We start from the raw sequence: 23064 nt of genomic DNA, 5'->3' as shown, positions 1-23064 counted from the left end.
GGCCGGCGGGGGTGGGCGGCTGATGGAGCTCACGGTCCCGGCGCGCTTCAACGGCCCGCCCGACTCGGGGCAGGGCGGGTACATGTGCGGCCTGCTCGCGGGCCTCGCCCCGCCCGCCGCGGGGCGCGCCGTGGTCACCCTGATCGCCCCGCCGCCGCTGGACACCCCGATGCGGCTGGAGGCCGGCGCGCGCCGGTCGCACCTGTGGCTGGGAGACGAGGTGGTCGCCACCGTCGGCGCGGCCACCCGGCCGGTCCCGGTCGTGGCCGCGGTGCCGGCGGACGTGGCGCGGCGCGCGTCGGAGGGGTACCTGGGCCACCGGGACCACCCGTTCCCGACGTGCTTCGTGTGCGGGCACGAGCGGGCGGACGGGCTGCGGCTCGCACCCGGCCCCGTGCCGGGCGCCGACGGCGTGGTGGCGTGCGAGTGGGTGCCCGAGGACACCTCGACCGAGGTCCTGTGGGGTGTCCTGGACTGTCCGGGCGGCTGGACCGCCGACCCGCGCGCCGACCCGATGGTGCTGACCCGGATGACCGCCGAGGTGGTCCGCGCCCCGCGCCCCGGTGTGCCGCACGTCGTGGTCGCCCGCCGGGAGGAGCGCCACGGGCGCACGGCCGTGAACCTGACGAGCGTCTACGGGGCGGACGGCGGCCTGGTGGCCACCTCGACCGCCCGGTGGACGGCCATCGACACCGAAGGGGTGTGACATGCGGACGATCCCGGCGCTGTTCGCGCGCCAAGTCGCGGCCGTGCCGCAGCGGACCGCCGTGACCGGCACCGGGCGGCGGCTGTCCTACGTGGAGCTGGACGACGCGTCCGCCCGCCTCGCCCTGGCCCTGCGCGTGCGCGGTGTCCGGCGCGGCCACGTGGTGGCCGTCGACTCGGCGCGGTCGCCGCTGGCGCCCGTCGCCCTCCTGGGCGTCGTGCGCGCCGGCGGGTGCTACCTGGCGCTGGACCCGAACGACCCGCCGGAGCGCCGCGCCGCCCTGCTCGCCGACGCCGGGGTGTCGGTCGTGCTGACCGAGGACGACGTCCTGGTGGACGGACCGCGCGGCGAGGACGTCGAGGTCGGCCCCGAGGACCTGGCCTACATCGCCTACACCTCCGGCTCCACCGGCACGCCGAAGGGCGTCTGCGTGCCCCACCGCGCCGTGGCCCGGCTGGTGCGCCGGCCCGACTTCGTCACCCTCGCCGAGACCGACGTGGTGTTGCAGCACGCCCCGCTCGCCTTCGACGCCTCCACCCTGGAGGTCTGGGGGGCCCTGCTCAACGGGGCGCGCCTGGCCGTCGCGCCGCCCGGCGAACTGGCGCCCGCCGAGGTCGCCGACTTCGTGCGCGCCGAGGGCGTCACCGTGGCCTGGCTGACCGCCGGCCTGTTCCACCAGGTCGTGGACACCGCGCCGGCCGACCTCAAGGGCGTGCGGCAACTCGTGGCAGGCGGCGACGTGCTGTCACCGTCCCACGTGGACAAAGCGGTCGGGCTGCTGCCGGACACCACGCTGGTCAACGGGTACGGCCCGACCGAGAACACCACGTTCACCTGCTGCCACACCGTCCGCGGCCGGCTCACCACGGCGACCGTGCCGATCGGCACGCCCATCCGCGGCGGCGGGGTGCACCTGCTCGACCCCGACCTGCGCCCCGTCCCGGACGGCGAGGTCGGCGAGCTGTACGCGACGGGCGACGGCCTGGCGCACGGCTACCTGAACCGGCCCGCGCTGACCGCCGAGCGGTTCCTGCCCGATCCCGCCGCCCCCGGCGGGCGCATGTACCGCACGGGCGACCTCGCCCGCAGGCTGCCCAACGGGGCGTACGAGTTCGTCGGCCGCGCGGACGCGCAGGTGAAGCTGCGCGGGTTCCGGGTCGAGCCCGGCGAGGTGGAGGCCGCGCTCGCCGCGCACCCCGACGTGCTGGACGTGGCGGTGGTGGCGCAGCCCGACCGGGCGGGCGGCAGGCGGCTCGTCGCGTTCTACACCACCGAGGGGCTGGTGTCGGTAGCCGACCTGCGGCGCGCGCTCGCCGCCGCGCTGCCCCCGTACATGGTGCCCGCCACGTTCAGCAGGCTGCCCGCGCTGCCGCTGACCGCCAACGGCAAGGTGGACCGCGCCGCGCTGGCCGCCACGCCGCTGCGCGAGCGGCCCGAGCTCGACACCGACTACCGGGCGCCCAGCGGCGAGGTGGAGCTGTGGCTGGCCCGGCTGTGGGCCGACGTCCTCCAGATCGACGAGGTCGGCGTGGACGACGACTTCTTCGAGCTGGGCGGCCACTCCCTGCTGGCCACGATGATCACCGCGGAGATCGGCAACGAGCGGGGCGCGTTCGTCCGGGCCCGCACCTTCTACGAGAACCCCACCATCGCCGAACTCGCCCGATACTTGGACACCGCGCACCTGGGCACGAGGAATGACGGGGAGGGACCCCGATGAGGCTCAGCACACCGACCGGTGACGAGGAGGTCGACCTCGACGCGGTGGACCTGTTCGACGCGGCCACCTACTCCGACGGCGACCCGCACGTGGTGTGGCACGCCATGCGCGACCGCGCGCCCGTGCACCGCCAGGTGCTGCCCGACGGCCGCGGGTTCGTGTCCGTGACGCGGCACGACGACGTGAGCGCCGTGCTGCGCGACCACACCCGGTTCACGTCCAAGCGCGGCACCCTGCTGTCCATCCTCGGCAGCGCGGACCCGGCGGCCAACAAGATGATGGCCGCCAGCGACCCGCCCGTGCACACCGCGATGCGCGAGCCCATGGCCAAGGCGCTGTCGTTCACCGCGCTGCGCGCCCGGCACCCGTCCGTGCTCGCCGTGGTGCGGCGGCTGCTCGCGCCGCTCGCCGGGGCCGAGCCGTGGGACGTGGCCGAAGCGGGCACCGGGTTCCCGATGGAGTTCACCGGGGCGCTGATGGGCCTGCCCGAGTCGGACTGGCCCGAGCTGGCCCGGCTGACCACGATGGCCATCGCGCCGGAGGACCCGTCGTTCGGCGCGGAGGCCGGGCACGGCTCGCTGGTCGCCGCGCACCACGAGCTGTTCGAGTACTTCGGCGAGCAGGTCCAGGGCCGCGGCGAGCGCGACGACCTGATCGGGTTCCTCAAGGCGATGGACGTCGGCGGTCGCGGTATGCGCGCCGACGAGCTGGTCTACAACTGCTACAGCCTGCTGCTCGGCGCGAACGTCACCACACCGCACGCGCTGGCCGGGACGGTGCTGGCGTTCACCGAGCACCCCGACGAGTACGCCCGCCTCACCGGCGACGACCACCAGACGTCGATCGCGGTGGAGGAGGGGTTGCGCTGGGCCTCGCCCGCCAACCACTTCATGCGCTACGCCGTGGTCGACACCGAGCTGAGCGGGCGGCCCGTCCGGGCGGGCGAGGCCGTGGTGGCGTGGCTGGGCTCGGCCAACCGCGACGAGCGGGTCTTCGCCGACCCCTACCGGTTCGACGTCGCGCGCACCCCGAACCGGCACGTGGCGTTCGGGTTCGGCCCGCACTACTGCATCGGCGCGCCGCTCGCGCGCATCGCGCTGCGCCTGCTGTTCGGTGAGGTCGTGCGGTTGGTCGAGCGGTTCGAGCTCGCCGGTCCCGTGGCGCACCTGAGGTCCAACTTCGTGGCGGGCATCCGGAACATGCCGGTGCGCGCCGTCCTGCGGCCGGGCGCCGCGGTCGAGCCGGGGGAAGGTGCCGATGTCGTCTCCGCCACGTCGAGGTAGGTGGCTGCTGCGGCGCCCCGACCCGGAGGCCGCCGCCCGCCTGTTCGTGTTCCCCTACTCGGGGCTGGGCGCGTCGATGTACGCCCGGTGGCCCGCGCGGGTCGGCGACATGGAGGTCTGCGCCGTGCAGCCGCCCGGCCGGGAGAACCGCATCCGCGAGCCGCACTACGGTGGCTACGCCGACCTGGCCGAGGCCGCCGTGCCGCAGTTGCTGCCCTACCTGGACCGGCCGTTCGCGTTCTTCGGGCACTGCGGCGGCGCCCTCGCCGCGTTCGCCACGGCCGTGCGGCTGGAGGGGACCGGGGGACCGCCGCCCGCCGTGCTGTTCCTGTCGTCGCAGGTCGCGCCGCACGAGGGTCCGTACGGGCGCTTCCTGTCGATGACCGACGCCGAACTGGCCGTCGAACTGGCCGCGCTGACCCGCGCGATGGGCGGCGCGCCGGACCCCGACATGATCGACCTGGGACTGGGGGTGCTGCGGGCCGACATCACCGCGAACCAGCGCTACCGGCTCGACGACCCGATCGGCCTGCCGAGCGCGGTGTGCGCCCTCGGGTGGGCCGACGACGTCGAGATCAGGCCGGAGCAGATGGGCGGCTGGCGCGAGTACGCGCCGCCCGGCCGGTTCTCCGCGCCCGTGCTGGCGGGCGGCCACCACGAGTTCCTCGGCGCGCCCGCGCACCTCGTGGCCGAGCTGGACCGGACCATGACCGAGGCACTGCGCGTGACCGGGGGGCGGGGATGACCGAGTACGTCCTGAGCTGCTACCTGACACCACCCGGTGCGCACGCCGTGCTGCAACCGCGGCACGACCAGAACATCAGCCTGTGGCGGCGCACCGCGACCGAGGTGGAGCTGGTGCGCCTGTGGGAGGTCGAGCGGTTCAGCGGGCAGAAGCACCACCACTGGCCGCTGCACACCCCCGAACGCGCGGAGGCGGTGTTGACCGAACTGCTCGCCACCGAAGGGCTCACGCTCGCCGACATCCGCACCACGTGGGGCACGCCCGGCCTGCCCGCAGCCCAGGACGTGCCGGTGCCGCCCGGCGCCGAGGACTACGCCGTGCACTCGCTGGCGCACCTGTTCAGCGGGCTGCTCATGGACAGCGACGTCTTCGCCACCGGCACGATCGTGGCGATGGCCGTGGACGCCGCGCCGGACTTCGTGCTGGAGCGGGACACCAAGCCCCACTGGTACGCGGGCGCAGTGTCGCGGCGGGGCCGGATCACCTACGCGCCGGTCGAGTCGCCTGCGCCGCTCTACTCGGCGGCCGAGCAGCTGTTCGGCAAGGAACCCGGCACGCTGATGGCGCTGGCGTCGGCCTCCTCCAGCACCGTCGAGTTCGACGTCGGGGGCGTGACCGCGCTCAACCTCCTCGGCGGCCGGGTGCACCCGGTCTCCGAAGCGGTGCCGTTCGTCGCGTCGATCGTGAAGGCGGCCCACGAGCAGCTCGCCCACCGGGAGCCGGACCCGGACTTCACCGAGGAGGAGAACCTCCAGAGCGCGGTGATGAAGGTCGTGCAGCGGGCGTGCGAGCTGATCGCGGCGCGCAACGTGCGCAAGCTGTGCGACCTGGCCGGTGTCGACCCCACCACCGCGCACCTGTCGATGAGCGGCGGCTACGCGCTCAACTGCCCGACCAACACCGCCCTGCTCGACGGGTTCGGCTTCCGCGGCCTGCTCACCCCGCCGTGCGCCAACGACTCCGGCCAGTCCTACGGCCTGGGCCTGCTCGGCTTCTACGCCACCGGCGCGTTCGACGCCGGCTCGCCGGACACCGGTTCGTCCGACACCGGTTCGCCGGGTCCGGCACGGCACCGGCTGGGCACCGCCTACCACGGCGCGGAGATCACCGACCTGGACGACGCGCTGGCCGAGTTCGCGCCGTGGATCGAGGAGGTCGGCGACTTCTCGCCCGACCGGTTCGTGCTCGACGTGACCAAGGCGCCGCTGGCCTGGGTGGACGGCGCGGCCGAGATCGGACCGCGGGCGCTGTGCCACCGCAGCCTGCTCGGGGACCCGCGGTCGCTGAAGACCAAGCAGGCGCTCAACGAGCACAAGCAGCGCCAGTGGTGGCGGCCCGTCGCGCCGGTCGTGCTGGCCGGGCACGCGGGGGAGTGGTTCGCGGTGGACCGCCCGTCGCCGTTCATGCTGGAGGCGGTCGCGGTGCGCCCCGAGGTGCGCGACCGGGTGCCCGCGATCCTGCACCTCGACGGCTCGGCCCGGCACCAGACCGTGACCGCCGCGGACAACCCGCTGCTGGACCGGGCGCTGCGCGCGTTCCACGAGGCGACCGGTGTGCCCCTGCTGTGCAACACCTCCCTCAACGACCGCGGCGAGCCGATCGTGGACACCGCCGCCGAGGCGCTCACGTTCTGCCTGCGCAAGGGCATCGGCGTGGCCTACGTGCTGGGCAGGCGGATCGCGCTGCGGGTCGACCCCGCCGCCGCGGCCCTCCCGCCGCGCACCCGCCGCGAACGGTTGTTCGCCGATCAGGAACCGGATCGCGACGCCGCCTGGAACAGGTGGGTGGACGCCGGTTACACCGAGGGTGCGATGTACCTGATGACGCAGATGCCGCAATTGCGGGCCGAACCGGATCCGGAGGCCGCCGAAGACCTGAACGGGTTGGCGGACTATGTTGGCTCGGTCGACCCGGCGTTCGAATTCTGGGTCGACGAGTTCCGACGCGACCAGGGTCCCGGTACCCGGTTTCCCCCCGGAAGGCACACGTGATGAATGGCCGGCCCGGCAGTTTGTTCCAGCAGGCGAATTTCCGCAACCTGTGGTTCGGACAGACCCTGTCGTTGTTCGCGGCGGAGATCACCGCCGGTGTGATCCCGCTGCTCGCGGCGCTCACCCTGAACGCCAGCGTGCTGGAGATGGGCGTGCTGTCCGCCGTCTCCTTCCTGCCCTACCTGGTGATCAGCCTGTTCGCGGGTGTGTGGCTGGACCGGCTGCCCAAGCGGCCGGTGATCGTGGCGGCCGACCTGGCCCGCGGCGTGCTGCTGCTGCTCGTGCCGCTGGCCGCCGTGCTCGACCTGCTCAGCATGCCGTTCCTGCTGCTCATCGCGGTGCTGATCGGGGTCGGCACGGTGGTCGCCGACATCGGCAGCGCCTCGTTCCTGCCCAGCGTGGTGGGCAGGCGGGACCTGGTCGACGGCAACGGCAAGCTGGAGATCAGCAACAACGCCTCCCGGATGGCGGGCGAGGCGGTGGGCGGCGTCCTGGTGCAGGTGCTCACCGCGCCGTTCGCGCTGCTGTTCAACACGGTGGCCTACGCGGCGTCCGCGGTGTTCACGCAGCGCATCCGGGTGGACCCGGAGGTGAAGCCCGAGGTCGACGAGGACGACGAGGAGCAGCCCGACGCGCGCAAGCCCGACTTCTGGCGCGAGGTCGGCGAGGGGCTCCGGTTCGTCTTCGGCAACCCGATCGTGCGCACGCTCGCCATCACCGCGCTGCTGTTCAACCTGTTCACGTTCTTCATCGAGCCGGTGTTCCTGATCTTCATCACCCGGACGCTCGCGCTGGAGCCGATCTACATCGGCCTCATCCTGTCCTCGTCCGGCGTGGGCGGCGTGGTCGGCGCGATGATCTCCGGCCGGGTGTCGCGGAAGCTGCCGCTGGGCACGCTGCTGGTGGTGACGCAGGTGCTCGCGGGCGCCGCGTCCCTGCTGATCCCGGTCGCCACGCTGGTGCCCAAGCCCGCCGCGGTGGTGCTGATCATCGTGATGCACTTCGTGGACGCGGTCATGGTCATCGTCTACAACGTCAACCAGCGCAGCTACCGGTCCGCGGTCACGCCGGACGCACTCCAGGGCCGGATGAACGCCTCGATCCGGATGATCGTGATGGGTGTGTGCCCGCTCGGCGCGCTGCTGGGCGGCGTGGTCGGCAACGCGCTCAGCGCCACCACCGCGCTGATCATCGGCTCGGTGGGCATCCTCAGCTCGGGCGTCTACATCGCGTTCACCCGCATCCGCTCGGTCAAGGAGATCCCGACCGAGCAGCCCGCGTCCTAGGCGCCGGGGAGGAGGGCCGCCCGCACCGGGCGGCCCTCCTCGTCGTGCCCGGTCACCGCGCGCGGGCGAGATCCTCGGCGACGGCCTTGCGGTCGACCTTCCCGCTCGGGGTGCGCGGCAGCGCCGGCCGCACGGCGATCGACTGCGGCACGGCGTGCTCGGGCAGCACGCCTTCGAGGGCCTTGAGCAGGCCCGGCACGTCCAGCTCGGCGCCCGCCTTCGGGGTGACGGCCGCGCGCAGGCTCCGCGCGCCCTCGCCCGCCTCCACCACCACGCACACCGCCGCCGCGACACCCGGCTGCTCCAGCAGCCAGGCGTCCACCTCCAGCGGGTTCACCCGGTAACCGCGGATCTTCACGTCGTGGTCGGTGCGGCTGAGGAACCACGCCACCCCGTCCGCGAACCGCACCAGGTCGCCGGTGCGGAACGCGCGGGTGTGGCCGTGCGGCGTGCGCGGCACCTCCACGTACCGCCGCTCGTTCAGCTCCGGCTGGTTCAGGTAGCCCAGCGACAGCGGCAGGCCCGCCACCAGCAGTTCGCCCACGTCCGGCACGTCCGGGTCGGCCGGGTCGAGCAGCAGCTCGCAGCCCGGCAGCGGCACGCCGATCGGCGGCAGCGCGGGCCACGACGAGGGCGGCCCGGTGAGCACGTGTGAGCTGACCATCGCCGACTCGCTCTGCCCGTAGTGGTTGGTCAGCCGGCACCCCGGCAGCCGCTCGAACAGCTCGCGGATCGGCGGCGTGCACACCAGCTGCTCACCCGCCGTGTTGACCTCCACCAGCGACAGGTGCTCCAGCGAGTCCTCGGCGGACGCGGCCACGGCCAGCATGGTCAGCGCCACGTTGGGCAGGAACAGCCGCTCCACCCGGTGCTCGGCCAGCCAGTCCAGCAGCTCGAACGGGTCCTGGCGCAGCTCCTCGGGCACGATCACCAGCGTGCCGCCGCCGCACAGCGTGCCCAGCACCTCCTGGAACGACACGTCGAAGTTCAGCGGCGCGAACTGGGCGGTGCGCAGGTCCGGCCGCGGCGAGTGGGCGCGCTGCCACTCGGCCATGCCGTCCAGGCAGCTGTGCGGGATCGCCACGCCCTTGGGCCAGCCCGTCGAGCCGGACGTGTAGATGACGTACACCGGCAGGTCGGGCGAGCACGCCACCACCTCGTAGGCCGCGCCCGCGCCGGGCCGCGGGATCGCCACGGGCACGGCGGAGGAGTCGAACCGGGGACCCGCGCCGGTGTGCAGCAGCACCGACGCGCCGCTGTCGGTCAGCATGTGGGCGAGCCTGCGCTGCGGGTACTCCGCGTCCAGCGGCACGTAGGTGGCGCCCACCGCGGCCACCGCGAGGAACGCGGTGACCACCTCGGCGCTGCGCGCGCCCGCCACCGCGACCCGGTCGCCGGGCCGCACGCCGTGCCCGCGCAGCAGCGCGACGACCTCGCCGACCCACCCGTGCAGCCCGGCGTAGGTGAACGAGCGGTCGCCGTCGACCACGGCGACCCGGTCCGGGTGCTCGCGGGCCGTGGTCACCAGCGAGTCGAGCAGGCACGGCGGTCGCGCCGGGCCGCCCCACAGGGTCGTGGTCGCAGCGGTCATGTGCCCTCCACTCCGTCGCGCCCCAGCCCGTGCAGCCGCATGATCCGGCACAGCTCCGGCGCCGTGCCGCGACCGGTCTCGCGCAGGCTCGCCATGATCCGGGCCTGCACCTCGGGGGGCTTCTCCTGGCTGAGCTTGAACATCGAGTCCACCGACTCGACGTGGAACCGGAACGCGCCGACGCCGGGGACGATCTCGGCGAAGTACCCGTGGGACGGCTCGGCCGCCCACCCGTCGCCGAACGACGCCTCGAACACCTCGACCGTCCGCTTCACCACCTCCAGCGAGCCCTCCCGCCCCTCGATCGGTTCCACCCGGCCGTGCAGGTGCACCGAGACGAAGTCCCAGGTCGGCGCGGCCGGCGTGGTCCGGTAGGTGGTCGGCGTGATGTAGGAGTGGGGCCCGGTGAAGATCAGCACCGATGGGGGCCGGCCGGCCAGCGCCGCCCAGTGCTCGTTGGCCCGGTTGAGGTGACCCCACAGGGTGGTCCCGACCAGCTCGCCGTCCTCCGGCGCGCCGGGCGGCCGGACCACGGGCAGGTGCGTGGCGAACGGCGCGCGGGGCCCGTTGCTGACCAGGGTGGCCAGCGGGTAGTCCCGCACGATCTCGCGAGGCCGGCCGGCGTCGGTGGCGCGGTACATCGGTGGCACGTACACGGGGACCTCCTCACCGGTCCTGGTCGAGGATCGACCGGACGATCTCCCCGGCCCGGACGGCCGTGGTGGACAGCAGACCGGCGGACAGCCCGTGCGACGGCTCGGCGACCGCGCCCTGGAGGTAGATGCCGCAGCGCACGGAGTCGGAGGTCACCACCCGGTAGTCCCGGTCCAGCACCGGCCGGCCCGCCTCGTCGAGCTTGGCCAGGCCGCGCAGCATCGGCGTCGGGTCGGCCGGCCGGTAGCCCGTCGCGCACACCACGGTGTCCACGTCGAGGTGCGAGACCGCGCCGGTCGGCAGGTGCTCGACCCGCAGCACCACCCCGTCGTCGGTCTCGACCAGGTCGTGCAGCCGCGAGGAGTTCACGATCCGCAGTCGCGGCGTGCCCAGCACCTGCTCCTGGTAGTGGGTGCGGTACAGCTGGGCGGACAGGTCGGCGTCGACCACCGAGTAGTTGGTGTTCGCGTGGTAGGCGAGCAGCTGCTCCCGGGCCTTGGCCGGCGCGTCGAAGAACAGGTCGACCGCGTCGGGGTCGAACACCGCGTTGGCGAACGGGCTGTCGTCGGCGACGCTGTAGCCGTACCGGGAGAACACCGCCAGCACCTCGGCGCCGGGCAGCTCGCGGTGCAGGTGGTCGGTGACCTCGGCGGCGCTCTGGCCCGCGCCGACCACGGCCACCCGACGCGGCGAGCGCGCGCGCAGCTCCTCCACCCGGTGCAGCAGCTCGCTGCTGTGCCAGACGAGGGACGAGGTGGTCACGCCCCGTGGCAGGCACGGGGTCAGGCCGGTGGCGATCACCACGTTGCGGGTGCGGTGGGTGGTGGTGCGGCCGTCGCGGCGCACCACGACGTCCAGGTGCTCGACCGCGCCGTCCTGGGCGACCGGCTCGATGCCGACCACCTCGCTGCCGTAGGCGACGGAGTCGGCGAAGTGCCCGGCCACCCACTCCAGGTAGTCGTGGAACTCCACCCGCAGCGGGTACAGCGTCTTGCTGTTGATGAAGCCCGGCAGCCTGCCCTTGGCGTGCAGGTAGGCCACGAAGCTGTGCCCGCTCGCCGGGTTGCGCATCGAGACCAGGTCCTTGAGGAAGGACACCTGCATCGTCGCGCCGTCCAGCAGCATCCCCCGGTGCCAGCCGAACCGCGGCTGGCGCTCGAAGAACTCCGCCCTCAGCGCGTCGACCTCCGCCACCGCCACCGCGAGCGCCAGGTTCGACGGTCCGAACCCGACGCCGACGACGTCGGCAACCGTGGTGATCCCGCGCGGTACCGCAGCCAATCGCTCCGCCTCCCCAGTGGCGCGTCAGATGAAGTCGAGCAGCTCCTCGGTCAGCAGGTCCTCCATCGGCATGAGCCCGGCGACGACGGCGAAGTAACCCGTGGTCAGGTCGGGGTCCGCGGCGATGGCGCGCAGCATCTCCAGCCGCGCCCCGGTGACCTCCAGGCGCGCGAGCTGCAACGTGCCGTGGTAGCTCTCGACCAGTTCCTCGTCCCGCCGGGCCGCCCAGGCGCGCAGGCCGGCGGCCCTCGCGCCGGGGTCGCGCAGACCGTCGCCGAGCGCCTCGGTCAGCAGCTCGGCCTGGAGGAACGCGTTGGAGATGCCCTGCGCGGTGATCGTGTCCCGGTGGTGGCCCGCGTCGCCCACCAACGCCCAGCCGCGACCCGCGGCCCGGCGGAAGAAGTTGCGCTGGTCCCCGGTGCCGACCAGCCTGCCGACCTGCTCGCCGCCCGCGAGCTGCTCGAACACCTCGCCGGCCGTGGTGGCCAGCGCGTCCAGGTGCGCGGCGCGCGGGTCGAGGCGGACCTCGTCGAACCGGTCCTGCGGGAAGTACGTGGCCAGGACCGTCGCGCCCTCGTGCGTGGGGATGGTGGCGATCCAGCGGCCGGTGCGCTCGTGGAACCCGAACCCGGTGTCGATCCCGGTCCACAGCGAGTAGTACACGCAGCTCAGGCGGGGGTCCTCGACCTCGGTGGGCGCCGCGACCAGGTCGGCGACCGCGGAGCGCATCCCGTCCGCGCCGACGACGAGGTGCGCCGGTGCGGCGACCTCGGCGCCCGAGGGCGCGCGGAACCGCACCCCCGTGACCGCGTCGCCGTCGGTGAGCAGGCCCCGCACCGACGAGGAGTCGGAGAACTCCGCGCCCGCCGCCACCGCCGCGTCCACCAGCGCCTGGTCCAGGACGTGGCGGCGGGGCCCGTAGGCGGAGTCGACGCCCTCGAACGCGGGCGCGCGACTGCTCAACCGCACGTCGCCGACCGCGTAGGTGACGGTGTCCAGCCGCGGCGCGCCCGAGGCGGTGATCGCGTCCAGCACGCCCCAGCGGGCGAGCCTCGCCACGCCCGGCTGGTGGATGTAGAGCGTGGACATGGTGTCGGAGGGGAACCGGGCCCGGTCCAGCAGCAGCACGCGGTACCCGCGGCGCGCGAGCAGCAGCGCGGTGGCCGCGCCGGCGCACCGGGCGCCCACCACCACGGCGTCGTACATGCCCGCCCTCCTCGGCTGCGCGCCCGGCGTATCCGGCGCGGTGGTGACAAATGGCGGATAAAGCGATCGGTAAACAGGTCCGCTTAGATCGCGGAATATCGCTTATCGTACGCAACGTAACTCATCGCCGGACGGAGCGCAACGGGCCGGAATAGCTGCCGCAGCCAGCGGAAAAGGACCGCAGTTCGTTGTCTTGACAACCCCTGGGGTGGCTGCTGTAGTGGCCTGGGAGAGCGGCAAGCACTGGGGGTGGACATGCTGCGGGGTTTGTCGCAGTGGTCGTGTCGATTAGGCCGACCGGGTGTCCCACGACCTGATCGGACGCGTACGTAAATGCGGGTGGTGGCGTACCGGAAATCCTCCGGAGCGCCGTTCGAGTACCTCAACGCACGATGCTGCCGCGCCTCGTCCCACCGGGGCGGGCGCGTCCGCGCACGCCCGTGAACGGAGGGGATGACGATGGCCGACAGTGTCGCGCAAGCCAGGCGGGAGCTCCTGCGCCGGATGCTCTCGTCGGGGGCGCAGTCTTCGGGAGCGCAGTCTTCGGGAGCCCAGGCTTCGGGGGTGCCGTCTTCCGGGATGCCGTCTTCCGGGGGCCGCGCGCCGGCCGAGCCGGTGCGGACTACCGAACGACCCGACCGGGTCCCGACGTCGGCCGCGCAGAACCGCCTGTGGTTCCTCGACCAGCTCAACGGCCCCAACGCCGCCTACAACGTGCCGTTCGTGCTGCGGCTGCGCGGGGCGCTCGACGAGGGCGCCCTGTGGTCGGCGCTGGACGACCTGGTGGCGCGGCACGAGGTGCTGAGGACGACGTTCGAGGTGGTCGACGACGAGGTCCACCAGGTGATCGGGCCGGCGCGACCGCTGCCGCGCGAGGTGCTGGACCTGCGCGCGCTGCCCGCCGCCGACCGCGGCCCGGCGGTCGACGAGGCCGTCCGGTCCGCGGCCGCCCGCCCGTTCCGGCTGGACGGCGAGCCGCTGGTGCGGGCGTCGCTGCTGCGCGTGGACGACCACCTGCACCACGTCGTGCTGAACCTGCACCACGTCGTCACCGACGGCTGGTCCGAGACCATCCTGTTCCGCGAGTTCGGCGAGCTGTACTCGGCGCGCGCCCGCGGCGTGCCCGCCGACCTGCCGCCGGCCGCCCAGTACGCCGACTACGCGGTGTGGGAGGCGGAGCAGGCGGACGGTCCGCTGTTCGAGGCGCAGCTCGCGCACTGGCGCGACCGCCTGTCCGGCCACCTCGGCGAGGCGGGCATCCCGGCCGACCGGCCCCGACCGGACGGGTCGAGCACGCGCGGCGACAACGTGCCGGTGGCGGTGCCCGACGACCTCCGCGCCCGCCTCGGCGGCACGTCCCTGTTCACCGGCGTGACGACCGCGCTGGCGGTGCTGCTGCACCGGTACGGCGACCAGGACCGGGTGATCGTCGGCGTGCCGGTGGTCAACCGGACCCGCGAGGACTGGGAATCCGCCGTCGGGTTCTTCGCCAACACGGTGGCGCTGCGGGTGGACCTGTCCGACAACCCGACGCTGGCGCGGGTGGCCGAGCGGGTGACCGAGGAGGTCCTGGACGCCCTCACCCACCAGCACGTGCCGTTCGACCGGGTGGTGGACGCGCTGGACGCCCAGCGCGGCGCGGGCATGAACCCGGTGTTCCAGGTCATGTGCTCGGTCAACGCCACCACGCCGCCGCCCCGGATGGCCGGGTTGGACGTGCGGCTGCGGGCGCTGGACAACGACACCGCGAAGTTCGACGTCGAGCTGGCCGTGGAGTACGACGAGCACGGCGTGGAGTGCCGCTTCGAGTACGCCACCGACCTGTTCGACCGGCCGACCGTGCAGGCGCTGGCCGGGCACTACCGCGTCGTGCTCGACGCCCTGCTGACCGCGCCGGACACCAGGGTGGGCGACATCGCGCTGGCCGACGAGGCGGAGGCGACCGTGGTGCTCGACGGGGTCGAGGCCGTGCTGCGCGACCGTTACGGCGCACCGGTCCCCGTCGGTGTCCCTGGTCGCGTGTGGACGGACGGTCGCGAGGACGGCCGGGTGGCGAGGGTCCGCCGCAACGGCGCGGTCGAGGCGGTGTCGACCGGCGCGGGCGACACCGCGGGCGTGGCGGACTTCGCCGAGCCGGCCACGCCGGTCGAGCGCGAGCTGGCCGCCATGTGGGCCGAGGTGCTCGGCCGGGACCGGGTGAGCCGGGACGAGAACTTCTTCCGCGGCGCGGGCGGCGACTCGATGCTGGCCACCAAGGTCGTGGTGCGGGTGCGGCGCAGGTGGGGCGTGCGCATCACCGTGCGCCAGATGCTCCAGTTCCCGGTGCTCAAGGACCTCGCCGCGCACCTCGCCCCCTCGGTGCCCGGGACCGCGCCGGACGACGTGCCGGTGATCGACGCCGCGCCGGTGGTGGAGGACGTGTCGCTGTCCTTCGCCCAGCAGCGCCTGTGGTTCATCGACCAGCTCGAACCGGACAGCGCCGCCTACAACATCGCCGAGCTGCTGGAGATCACCGGCCCGCTGCGCGCCGACGCCCTGGAGCGCGCGCTCAACGCCGTGGTCGCACGGCACGAGGCGCTGCGGACGACGGTGGCGGTCGTGGACGGCGTGCCCGTGCAGCGGATCGCGTCGCAGTCGACGATACGTCTCTCCGTCGAGGACGGACGATCGCCGGAGCAGGCGCGGGCGCGGGCGTGGCAGGAGGCGGACCGGCCGTTCGACCTGACCGCCGGGCCGCTGCTGCGCGCCACCCTGCACCCGACCGGTCCCGACCGGTGTCTGCTCGCGTTCACCTGGCACCACCTGGTGTTCGACGGCTGGTCGCAGGACCTGTTCTTCCGCGAGCTGACCGCCTTCTACGCCCGCGAGACCGGTCGCGACGCGCAGGTGCCGCCGGCGCCGGTGATCCAGTACGCCGATTACACGCGGTGGCAGCGCGCCTCGCTGCGGGACGCCGAACTGGCGCGGTTGCAGGACTTCTGGTCCACCGCCCTGGACGGCGCGCCCGCCCTGCTGGAGCTGCCCACCGACCGACCCCGGCCCGCCGTGCGCGGCACCGCGGGCAACAGCCGGTTCCACGACCTGCCCGCCGAGCTGGTGGACGACCTGCGCGCGGTCGCCGACCGGCACGGCGTGACGCTGTACCTGGTGCTGTTCGCCGCGTTCACCGCGCTGCTGGCCCGGCACAGCGGGCAGACCGACATCGTGGTCGGCGGCACCACGGCCAACCGCGCCACCGAGGAGACCGAACGCGTCGTCGGCCTGTTCGTCAACACCCTCGCGCTGCGCACGGACGTGTCCGGCAACCCGGCGTTCGGCGAGCTGGCGGCCCGTGCCCGCGACACCGTCACCGCCGCCTACGCGCACCAGGACCTGCCGTTCGAGCAGGTGGTGGAGCTGCTGCGGGTGGAGCGGTCGTCCAGCCGGACGCCGCTGTTCCAGGTGCTGTTCGACTACCAGGAGGGCAGCTGGTCCTCGCTGGAGCTGGACGGGCTGGCCGCCGAGCGGGTGCGCGGCGCGGACAACGCGGCCATGTTCGACCTGACGTTCGTCGCCGTGGTCGACGACGACGGGCTGCACTGCGACCTCCAGTACGCCACGGACCTGTTCGACGAGGCCACCGCGCGGCGGCTGCTGGACCGGTGGGAGACCCTGCTGCGCGCCGTCGTGCGCGACCCGGACGCACGCCTGCACGAGCTGGACGTGCTGCCCGACGACGAGCGCGACCTGGTGACGCGGCGGTTCGGCGCGCCCCGGCCCGCCGTCGGCGGCCGCGAGCCGGTGCCCGCGCGGATCGCGGCGCAGGCCGCGCGCCGGCCCGGCGCTGTCGCCCTCGCGCAGGGCGACCGGCGCCTGTCGTACGCGGAGCTGGACGAGGCGTCGGCCCGGCTCGCGGCCCACCTGGTGTCGCGGGGCGTCGGTCGCGGCGACCGGGTGGTGGTGTGCGCGCCGCGCGGGTTCGAGTACGTGATCGGCTCACTGGCCGCGATGCGCGCCGGCGCGGTGTACGCGCCCGTGGACGCCGCGTTCCCCGCGGCCCGCGTGGCGCAGGTGCTGGCCACGGCCAACGCGGCGGCGGTGCTGGTGACCGGGGAGACCCGCGGCCTGGTCGACGGCTTCGCCGGCGTCGTCGTGGCGGTGGACGAGCCGCGCGACCCGGCGCCCGCGCCCGACGTGCCGATCGGCCCGGACGACGCGGCCTACGCCATCCACACCTCCGGCTCGACCGGGCAGCCCAAGGGCGTGCTGCTCGACCACGGCGGCCTGGCGCTGCGCGTCGACTGGTACAACGCCGACTGCGCGACGACCGAGCACGACCGGGTGTCCCAGATCGCGGGCACCGGGTTCGACGTGTCGGTGCTGGAGATCTGGTCCGCGCTGGTCGCGGGCGCCGAGCTGCACCTGGCCGACCCGGACACCACGGCCTCCGGCGAGCACGCCGTGCGCTGGCTCGCCGAGCACGGCATCACGGTCGGGTTCCTGCCCACCCCGCTGTGCGAGCTGGCGCTGGACGTGCCGTGGCCCGCGGGCAGCCCGCTGCGGGTGCTGAGCACCGGCGGTGACGCGCTGCGCAAGCGCCCCGCGCCCGACGCGCCGTTCACCCTGATCAACCTGTACGGCCCGGCGGAGGCCACGGTGGTCACCACGAGCTGCGACGTGCCGCCGACCGGGCCGCGGGTGCCGTCCATCGGCACCCCGGTGCCCGGCGCCCGCGTGCACGTGCTCGACCGGCACCTCAACCCGGTCGGCGTCGGCGTGCCCGGTGACCTGCACGTCGGCGGCGGGGGAGTGGCCCTGGGCTACCTCGGCAGACCCGACCTCACCGCCGACCGGTTCGTGCCGGACCCGTTCGGCTCCGGCGAGCGCCTCTACCGCACCGGCGACCTCGTCCGCTGGCTGCCCGACGGTTCGCTGGACTACCTCGGCCGCATCGACACCCAGGTGCAGCTGCGCGGGTTCCGGGTCGAGCTGGGCGAGATCGAGGCGGTGCTGCTGGCGCACGCCGACGTCACCGACGCCGTCGTCGTGGCCCGCGAGCTGCCCGGCATCGGCCTGCACCTCGTCGCCTACGTCGTGGGCGGCGCGGACACCGAGGGCCTGCGGGCGCACCTGCGCGGCAGGCTGCCGGACTACATGGTGCCGGCGATGGTGCACCCGCTGCCCGCGCTGCCGCTCAACCGCAGCGGCAAGGTGGACCGGGCCGCCCTGCCCGAACCGGACCGCGAGGGCGGCGAGGAGCACGTGGAGCCCCGCACGGACGTCGAGGTGACCGTCGCCGCCGTCTGGTGCGACCTGCTGGGCGTGGACCGCGTGGGCCTGCACGCGAACTTCTTCGCCCTGGGCGGGCACTCGCTGCTCGCCATGCAGGCGGTCGCGCGCCTGCGCGCCGAGCTGCACCGCGACCTGCCCGTGCGCCAGCTCTTCGAGACCCCGACCGTGGCGGAACTGGCCGCGGTCCTCTCGACCGCCGCGACCACCGGCACCGCCGAACCCGCGGTCGTGCGGCGGGAACGCCGCCTGCAGCAGCTTCCAGTCATCTCCTGAGCAAAACGGAGCCACAGATGTCGGAGTCATTCGCCGCGCCCGCAGCGGCGCCGGGAGCACCTTCCACCGAGCAGTGGTCGGACTGGCGCTGGCACATGCGCAACCGCGTCACGAACCTCGACGGGCTGCGCGAGTGGGTGAAGGTCAGCCCGGAGGAGGAAGAGGCGATCGCCGGGACGGCGGGCAAGTACCGCTGGAGCGTCACGCCGTACTACGCGTCCCTGATGAACCCGGAGGACCCGGACTGCCCCATCCGGTTGCAGGCCGTGCCGGCGCACGGCGAGCTGCTGGAGTTCCCGGACGCCGACGTGGACCCGGTCGGCGACATGTTCTACCGCAAGACCAACCGCATCGTGCACAAGTACCCCGATCGGGTGATCATGCTGATCACCGAGTCGTGCCCGGTGTACTGCCGCCACTGCACCAGGAAGTTCCACACCACCGACGTGGAGGGCACCTACTTCCGCGACAACGAGGGCGGCGACTTCGAGGAGGACTTCCGCTACCTCCGGGAGCACCCGGAGATCCGCGACGTCCTGCTCACCGGCGGCGACCCGCTGTCCTACCGGGACGAGAAGCTGGAGACGATCATCTCCGGCCTGCGCGCCATCCCCAGCGTCGAGATCATCCGCATCGGCAGCAGGTTCCCCGTGCTGCTGCCGCAGCGCATCACCGACGAGTTCTGCGAGATGCTGTCCCGGTACCACCCGGTGTGGCTGAACACCCACTTCAACCACCCGCGCGAGATCACCCCCGAGGCGGCGGCGGCCGTGGACCGGCTGCTGCGCCACGGCGTGCCGGTCGGCAACCAGACCGTGCTGCTCAAGGGCATCAACGACGACGTGGACACGATGCGCAAGCTGATGACGGAACTGCTCCGCATCCGGGTGCGCCCGTACTACCTCTACCACTGCGACAACGTCACCGGTGTCTCCCACTTCATGACCTCGATCGAGAAGGGGTGGGAGATCATGGAGGCGTTGCAGGGGCACATGACGGGCTTCGGCGTGCCGCAGTACGTGTTGACCACCAGGATCGGGAAGATCCCGGTCAGCCGGCCGTACCACGAGGTGGTGGAGGACGGCCTGGCGCTGCGGAACTACCGGGGCCAGACGATGACGGTCACGGGGGAGCACTACCGGGTCACCGAACCACCGTCGGCTTGACGTCCAGCGGTCCGGCCACCTCGTTCGGGGGTGGCCGGGCTGTTTGGTCGGGCGCCCCGGTTCGGCATCGGGGCGTCCTCGACCATGTCCAACCCTGTCAGTTCTCCGGCCGAGTACCGTCCGCGGGAACCCGCATCTCGTCGATCCACCACGGTGCCGCCACGATCGGATGCGGATACCGGCCGGCAGGGCCGGAGTCGGGTACGGCAGCAGCCATGGCCCCGATTCCTCCAGCGCCTCGCGCCCGGTGGTCTGGCCTGCGTGTCGTCAGCCCCGACGTGCCCACCCACCACCAGGTGACGACCCAACCGGGATCGCAGCCCGACGCACACGACCTGCCGGTCGAGGACATCGCCACCGCCGGCCGTGCCTACCTGCTGCGCACCGCGGTCATCCCCATCGCGCCTGCGGCGAACCTCGCCCGCCGTGCGCGCCGGCTCGGCGTTTCCTCTGGTATCACTTCCATCACGACAGGTGTACTGGTTCATGCGGGCCTGGACGCGTTTCGGGTCATCCCCGCTCGCGCGGGGAAAATGGTACAACCGACCGCGCCGAGGGCGGCGATGTGGATTCGACGCCGGGGCTACCTGATCGTTTGCCACTCGATGGTCTCCGGGCGTTGGCCGGTGGTCATGTAGTCGATCAGCGCTGTTTCCAGGTCCGTCACAGGGATTTCCGCACATGGTGGGAATTCGTTGTCGGCCGTGACGAAGTAGTAGATCACCGGTTCGGTGTTGCTGGGCTCGGCGCTCTTGCTGAAGCAGCCCGTCGGGGGACTGTCCTGTCCGGCGTAGCGCAACACGCCCTTGTCCCCGTCGATTCCCACCGTCAATTCCGAGGCCCACGGGTAGTCGGCGGGTACCACGGTCATGAGCAGGGCGGTACCCGCCGGGTACTTCGCGCGTACCGCGGCGAACAGGTCCCGGATGTCCTCGGGTGTGGTGACGACGACCGGGTCGGCCGTGTGCTGCTTTTCGTAATAGACGTTCAGCGTGTGCGCCACGGTGGGGTGGCCCCTCCTCGGTAGGTCCGGTTGAAACCGTTCGGTCCGTACACGGTCAGTGCGTGTCCTTCGGGCAACAGGGCGGGCACCACCTGTTCACCGGTGAGGGGACCGTCCTCGCAGGGCCAATTATTGATGATCAGCGTCGCTGCTCGAACGTCGTGGTTGCGCATGTACGCGGCGAGCTTGGTTTCCACGTGGGCGGCGATGGTGGGCAGCCCCCGCCGTAGCCCCAGGTGGGGAAAGCCTTCTCGCACTCCTCCAAGAGTTCGTCGTAGCCGCTGACCAGCGGACGGACTTCCCCGTCAGGAGTCACCCACCAGCCGTGCGTCTTTTGTCCGGTGTTGGGCACCACGGTCGGCGGCAGCTCGCGCCGTAGGTGTTCGATCTGTTCGGGCGGGATCACGGGTAGGTCGTCGGGCTCGGCCTGCCGGTGCGGCAGACGTTGTGGCTGTACCGGGGCTGGTTGTCGCGGCGGCCGTGCGGACCGCTGGGCGGTCGGGGTCGGAGTGCGCTCACCCTCCAGCCGGGCCGCGAAGCTCTCGGCGGCTTTCACGGCCTCGTGGAGCAACGGCCACAAGTAACCCTTGCACCCGTCCGTTACCCGAGTGAACGCCGACAGCACCTGTGCCCCGTCGGATTCGAGGTGGCGCGCCCCTTCCAACGCACGGGCCACCAAGTCATGAGCCTCCCCGGCCAGGTCTTCCGCCTGTTCCAACGCTGTCCGGGCTTGCTCCGCCCGGCTGCACACGGCCCGGACGCGTGCGGCTACCTCCCCAGATGACGCCACCCTGCTCCTTCCCGCATCAGTGTCACACAGGGTAGTCAAAAGTTGCAGAGCCGACACGTGCTGTACTCGCTTAACCACCTGCTCATCTACGGATATCTGTCGACTGCGCATGACATGACGGTGGACGGCCGCCCAGTCGCTGACACCTACGAAGAACAGGCACTACCGCGACCCATCCTCTGCTCGCGCGGGAAGTGTCTTTCGCTTCGGCGGAGCGCGGAAACGCACCCGGGACCACCCCCGCCCACGCGGGGAGAACACGCCAGATGCGTCGCTGAGCAGGCGTGGAGTGGAACCACCCCCGCTCGCGTAGGAGCACGACGACGAGCTGGAGCGCATCGTGGCCGACCATGGACCACCCCCGCTCGCGAGGGGAGCACGGGGGCTTTCCCCCGGACAATTTCCCGGAGACCGGACCACCCCCGCTCGCGTGGGGAGCACGACGCGGGCCGAGCGGCCCTCCGACATCCGGATCGTCTCGTCGGCCCGCTCCAGGTGCTCCAGGCGGGCTGCGGGGGCGAGGTGCGCGGCGCGCTCGGTCTCGCTCACCGGGCACCCCCTCTCCGGATCGGGGCGCAGCGTGGACACGGCGTGGACCGGCTGCGGTCCTCGTCCAGCCACACCACCCGGGCGCTGATCGGGTCACCGGGGCGGGCGTCGCAGCCGCCACACTCCGCCGGGACCGCCGAGCGCCCCGCCGGGGGTGCGCTCGGCGCAGGACGGTTGGCCTTGTGGTTCAAGGACGTTTCGGGCGTCATGCCGACGCCCCGCTTAGTCGCTGCCGACGCCCCGTTCATGCGCTGCTGACGCCCCGTCGGGGCCGGCGGGGCATCGTTCTGACGCCCCGTTGCCGTGCCTGTGGACAACCCGGCCGACAGTACGAGGTCGTAGACCTGGGGGCGCAGGTCGGCGCGCCCGATCCGGGTGTTGCGGTAGCGGGTACTGCCCGGCTTGATCAGCCCCAGCTCCTCCAGCGACCGCAGCGCGCGCTGCACGGTGCGCCGCGACAGCCTGGTGCAGCGCGTCATCCGCTCCACCGACGGGAACGCCTCCGACCCGTCGGGGCCGGCGTGGCTGGCCAGCGCGATGAGCGTGATCGCCAGCGCGGTGGCGTCCTTGCGGTCGGTCGGGATCGGGGCGGCGTTCAGCGCCCAGTCGATTGCCTCGATGCTCACGGGCTCACCACCCGGTGACGCTGGTACGGCAGGATGTCGTGCACGGCTCGGCCCTCCGCGGAAGAGTCCGGATCCAGGCCCCGCCGTGGTGTTCCTTCACCCGGTGGGAGCCGTTCGGCAAGTCAGCCTCCGACGCATCCGGGCGGTGGGGCTCCACGGGCGCGGGAGTACGTGATGAGTGGTTGGCGCTCGAGGTGGACGTGGCGTCCACGGCCACGGCCGTGACGACCGTCCGGCGTCGTGGGGATCGGCGTCAGCCCGGTGCGCGATGGTGCGGGGCACAGGTGGGATACGGCTTGATCCGGCGGACGAGGAACGCGATGCCCGGCCCGAGCAGGGCTGTCAGCAGCAGCGTCGCCGGCCCCACGGTGCCGTCGACGACCGCGGTGATCGGTCCCAGGAGCGACCAGCCGGCCAGAAGGCAGGTGGCGTCCGCGACGACCCGGATCGGCGCCGGTCGCAGCCGCGGGTGGCGGCGGTGCAGCTCCAGCATCAGGCCGTCGCGAGGAAGCGTGCCCATCCGCGCACCGAGGTAGAGGGCGACGCCGACGGCGAACAGCGCTCCTCCCGTCACCAACAGCAGCAGCCTCCACGCCAGGGCCTGAGGTGCCGGCATCGACGCTAGTACGACGTCGCACGACAGAGCGGGGATCACGGCAGCGGCGACAGTCCCTGTTCCGGGACGAATGCGCAGCGGTAGGTAGATCATCAACAGCGTCGCCTGGACGGCGATGAAGGCGCCGCCGAGGGTCCAACCGGTGTGTCGGCCGACAGCCAGGTGCAGCACGTCCAGCGGTAGCAGACCGAGCTGTGCGCGGACCAGCGCGGCGACGGCCACCCCCATCAGCATCGTGCCGCCCAGCAACCGGACCACCCGGCTTGCCACGGCACGGCGGTCGATGCCGGTCACGCCCCACCTCGTC

16 protein-coding genes are annotated in these 23064 nt (G+C 73.0%); 8 read left to right on the top strand and 8 right to left on the bottom strand.

Features of this window, described 5'->3' with window-relative positions; genetic code table 11:
- Window positions 1-22: 22 nt before the first annotated feature.
- Genes ACFP3R_RS20465 through ACFP3R_RS20440 form a run of 6 tightly spaced genes read left to right on the top strand, consistent with a single transcriptional unit; the run spans window position 23 to window position 7731 of the window.
- Window positions 23-706 (top strand): hypothetical protein, encoded by a 684-nt coding sequence (locus ACFP3R_RS20465; protein ID WP_380637937.1) that lies wholly within the window; start codon window positions 23-25, stop codon window positions 704-706.
- Window position 707: 1 nt separating this feature from the next.
- Window positions 708-2426 (top strand): amino acid adenylation domain-containing protein, encoded by a 1719-nt coding sequence (locus ACFP3R_RS20460; protein ID WP_380637936.1) that lies wholly within the window; start codon window positions 708-710, stop codon window positions 2424-2426.
- A complete protein-coding gene (locus ACFP3R_RS20455; RefSeq protein WP_380637934.1) occupies window positions 2423-3709 on the top strand; it encodes a cytochrome P450 in 1287 nt (428 codons plus the stop codon). Before ACFP3R_RS20460 ends, ACFP3R_RS20455 begins: the two co-directional genes overlap by 4 nt.
- Window positions 3684-4454, top strand: a complete 771-nt coding sequence (locus tag ACFP3R_RS20450; protein WP_380637933.1) for a thioesterase II family protein — start codon at window positions 3684-3686, stop codon at window positions 4452-4454. The genes ACFP3R_RS20455 and ACFP3R_RS20450 overlap by 26 nt, the downstream gene beginning before the upstream one ends.
- Window positions 4451-6445 (top strand): carbamoyltransferase C-terminal domain-containing protein, encoded by a 1995-nt coding sequence (locus tag ACFP3R_RS20445; protein WP_380637931.1) that lies wholly within the window; start codon window positions 4451-4453, stop codon window positions 6443-6445. Before ACFP3R_RS20450 ends, ACFP3R_RS20445 begins: the two co-directional genes overlap by 4 nt.
- Window positions 6445-7731: an MFS transporter gene (locus ACFP3R_RS20440; protein WP_380637929.1), complete on the top strand. Its 1287-nt coding sequence runs from the start codon at window positions 6445-6447 to the stop codon at window positions 7729-7731. The genes ACFP3R_RS20445 and ACFP3R_RS20440 overlap by 1 nt, the downstream gene beginning before the upstream one ends.
- Window positions 7732-7783: 52 nt before the next feature.
- Here the strand turns inward: ACFP3R_RS20440 and ACFP3R_RS20435 are convergent, their stop codons facing one another.
- From ACFP3R_RS20435 to ACFP3R_RS20420, 4 genes are read right to left on the bottom strand one after another with little or no spacing between them, the layout of a single operon-like run.
- On the bottom strand, window positions 7784-9322 hold the full coding sequence (locus ACFP3R_RS20435) for an AMP-binding protein (RefSeq protein ID WP_380637927.1): 1539 nt from the start codon (window positions 9320-9322) through the stop codon (window positions 7784-7786).
- A complete protein-coding gene (locus tag ACFP3R_RS20430; protein WP_380637925.1) occupies window positions 9319-9978 on the bottom strand; it encodes an FMN-binding negative transcriptional regulator in 660 nt (219 codons plus the stop codon). The genes ACFP3R_RS20435 and ACFP3R_RS20430 overlap by 4 nt, the downstream gene beginning before the upstream one ends.
- 10 nt (window positions 9979-9988) lie before the next feature.
- Window positions 9989-11257, bottom strand: a complete 1269-nt coding sequence (locus ACFP3R_RS20425) for a lysine N(6)-hydroxylase/L-ornithine N(5)-oxygenase family protein (protein ID WP_380637924.1) — start codon at window positions 11255-11257, stop codon at window positions 9989-9991.
- Window positions 11258-11281: 24 nt separating this feature from the next.
- A complete protein-coding gene (locus ACFP3R_RS20420) occupies window positions 11282-12463 on the bottom strand; it encodes an NAD(P)/FAD-dependent oxidoreductase (RefSeq protein ID WP_380637923.1) in 1182 nt (393 codons plus the stop codon).
- Window positions 12464-13042: 579 nt separating this feature from the next.
- On the opposite strand from ACFP3R_RS20420, the gene ACFP3R_RS20415 reads away from it, so the two are divergent.
- Both ACFP3R_RS20415 and blsG read left to right on the top strand, forming a co-directional pair.
- A complete protein-coding gene (locus ACFP3R_RS20415) occupies window positions 13043-18007 on the top strand; it encodes an amino acid adenylation domain-containing protein (protein ID WP_380637922.1) in 4965 nt (1654 codons plus the stop codon).
- A gap of 17 nt (window positions 18008-18024) precedes the next feature.
- A complete protein-coding gene (gene blsG, locus ACFP3R_RS20410; RefSeq protein WP_380637921.1) occupies window positions 18025-19173 on the top strand; it encodes an arginine 2,3-aminomutase in 1149 nt (382 codons plus the stop codon).
- A 583-nt stretch (window positions 19174-19756) separates the two neighbouring features.
- On the opposite strand, the gene ACFP3R_RS20405 is transcribed toward blsG, so the two are convergent.
- From ACFP3R_RS20405 to ACFP3R_RS20390, 4 genes are all read right to left on the bottom strand, one after another.
- Window positions 19757-20176 (bottom strand): Imm1 family immunity protein, encoded by a 420-nt coding sequence (locus ACFP3R_RS20405; RefSeq protein ID WP_380637920.1) that lies wholly within the window; start codon window positions 20174-20176, stop codon window positions 19757-19759.
- Window positions 20161-20433, bottom strand: coding sequence for a DddA-like double-stranded DNA deaminase toxin (locus tag ACFP3R_RS20400; protein ID WP_380637919.1), 273 nt, complete (start codon window positions 20431-20433; stop codon window positions 20161-20163). The genes ACFP3R_RS20405 and ACFP3R_RS20400 overlap by 16 nt, the downstream gene beginning before the upstream one ends.
- A 1078-nt stretch (window positions 20434-21511) precedes the next feature.
- The gene (locus ACFP3R_RS20395; protein WP_380637918.1) at window positions 21512-22141 is read right to left on the bottom strand and encodes a helix-turn-helix domain-containing protein; all 630 of its coding nucleotides are present in this window, start codon (window positions 22139-22141) and stop codon (window positions 21512-21514) included.
- A gap of 253 nt (window positions 22142-22394) precedes the next feature.
- Complete coding sequence (locus tag ACFP3R_RS20390; protein WP_380637916.1) at window positions 22395-23051, bottom strand: YczE/YyaS/YitT family protein; 657 nt, start codon at window positions 23049-23051, stop codon at window positions 22395-22397.
- Window positions 23052-23064 lie beyond the last annotated feature (13 nt).

The sequence above is a fragment of the Saccharothrix lopnurensis genome (assembly GCF_042658445.1).
GTDB lineage: Bacteria > Actinomycetota > Actinomycetes > Mycobacteriales > Pseudonocardiaceae > Actinosynnema > Actinosynnema lopnurensis.
This window is presented reverse-complemented; position numbering and strand designations above follow the sequence as displayed.

Excerpts from the sequence above, each read along its gene's own strand:
- ACFP3R_RS20440 (WP_380637929.1), top strand. The coding sequence starts at position 6,445 with ATGAATGGCCGGCCCGGCAGTTTGTTCCAGCAGGCGAATTTCCGCAAC.
- ACFP3R_RS20455 (WP_380637934.1), top strand. The coding sequence starts at position 2,423 with ATGAGGCTCAGCACACCGACCGGTGACGAGGAGGTCGACCTCGACGCG.
- ACFP3R_RS20415 (WP_380637922.1), top strand. The coding sequence starts at position 13,043 with ATGCCGTCTTCCGGGGGCCGCGCGCCGGCCGAGCCGGTGCGGACTACC.
- ACFP3R_RS20420 (WP_380637923.1), bottom strand. The coding sequence starts at position 12,463 with ATGTACGACGCCGTGGTGGTGGGCGCCCGGTGCGCCGGCGCGGCCACC.
- ACFP3R_RS20465 (WP_380637937.1), top strand. The coding sequence starts at position 23 with ATGGAGCTCACGGTCCCGGCGCGCTTCAACGGCCCGCCCGACTCGGGG.
- ACFP3R_RS20450 (WP_380637933.1), top strand. The coding sequence starts at position 3,684 with ATGTCGTCTCCGCCACGTCGAGGTAGGTGGCTGCTGCGGCGCCCCGAC.
- ACFP3R_RS20460 (WP_380637936.1), top strand. The coding sequence starts at position 708 with ATGCGGACGATCCCGGCGCTGTTCGCGCGCCAAGTCGCGGCCGTGCCG.
- blsG (WP_380637921.1), top strand. The coding sequence starts at position 18,025 with ATGTCGGAGTCATTCGCCGCGCCCGCAGCGGCGCCGGGAGCACCTTCC.
- ACFP3R_RS20435 (WP_380637927.1), bottom strand. The coding sequence starts at position 9,322 with ATGACCGCTGCGACCACGACCCTGTGGGGCGGCCCGGCGCGACCGCCG.
- ACFP3R_RS20445 (WP_380637931.1), top strand. The coding sequence starts at position 4,451 with ATGACCGAGTACGTCCTGAGCTGCTACCTGACACCACCCGGTGCGCAC.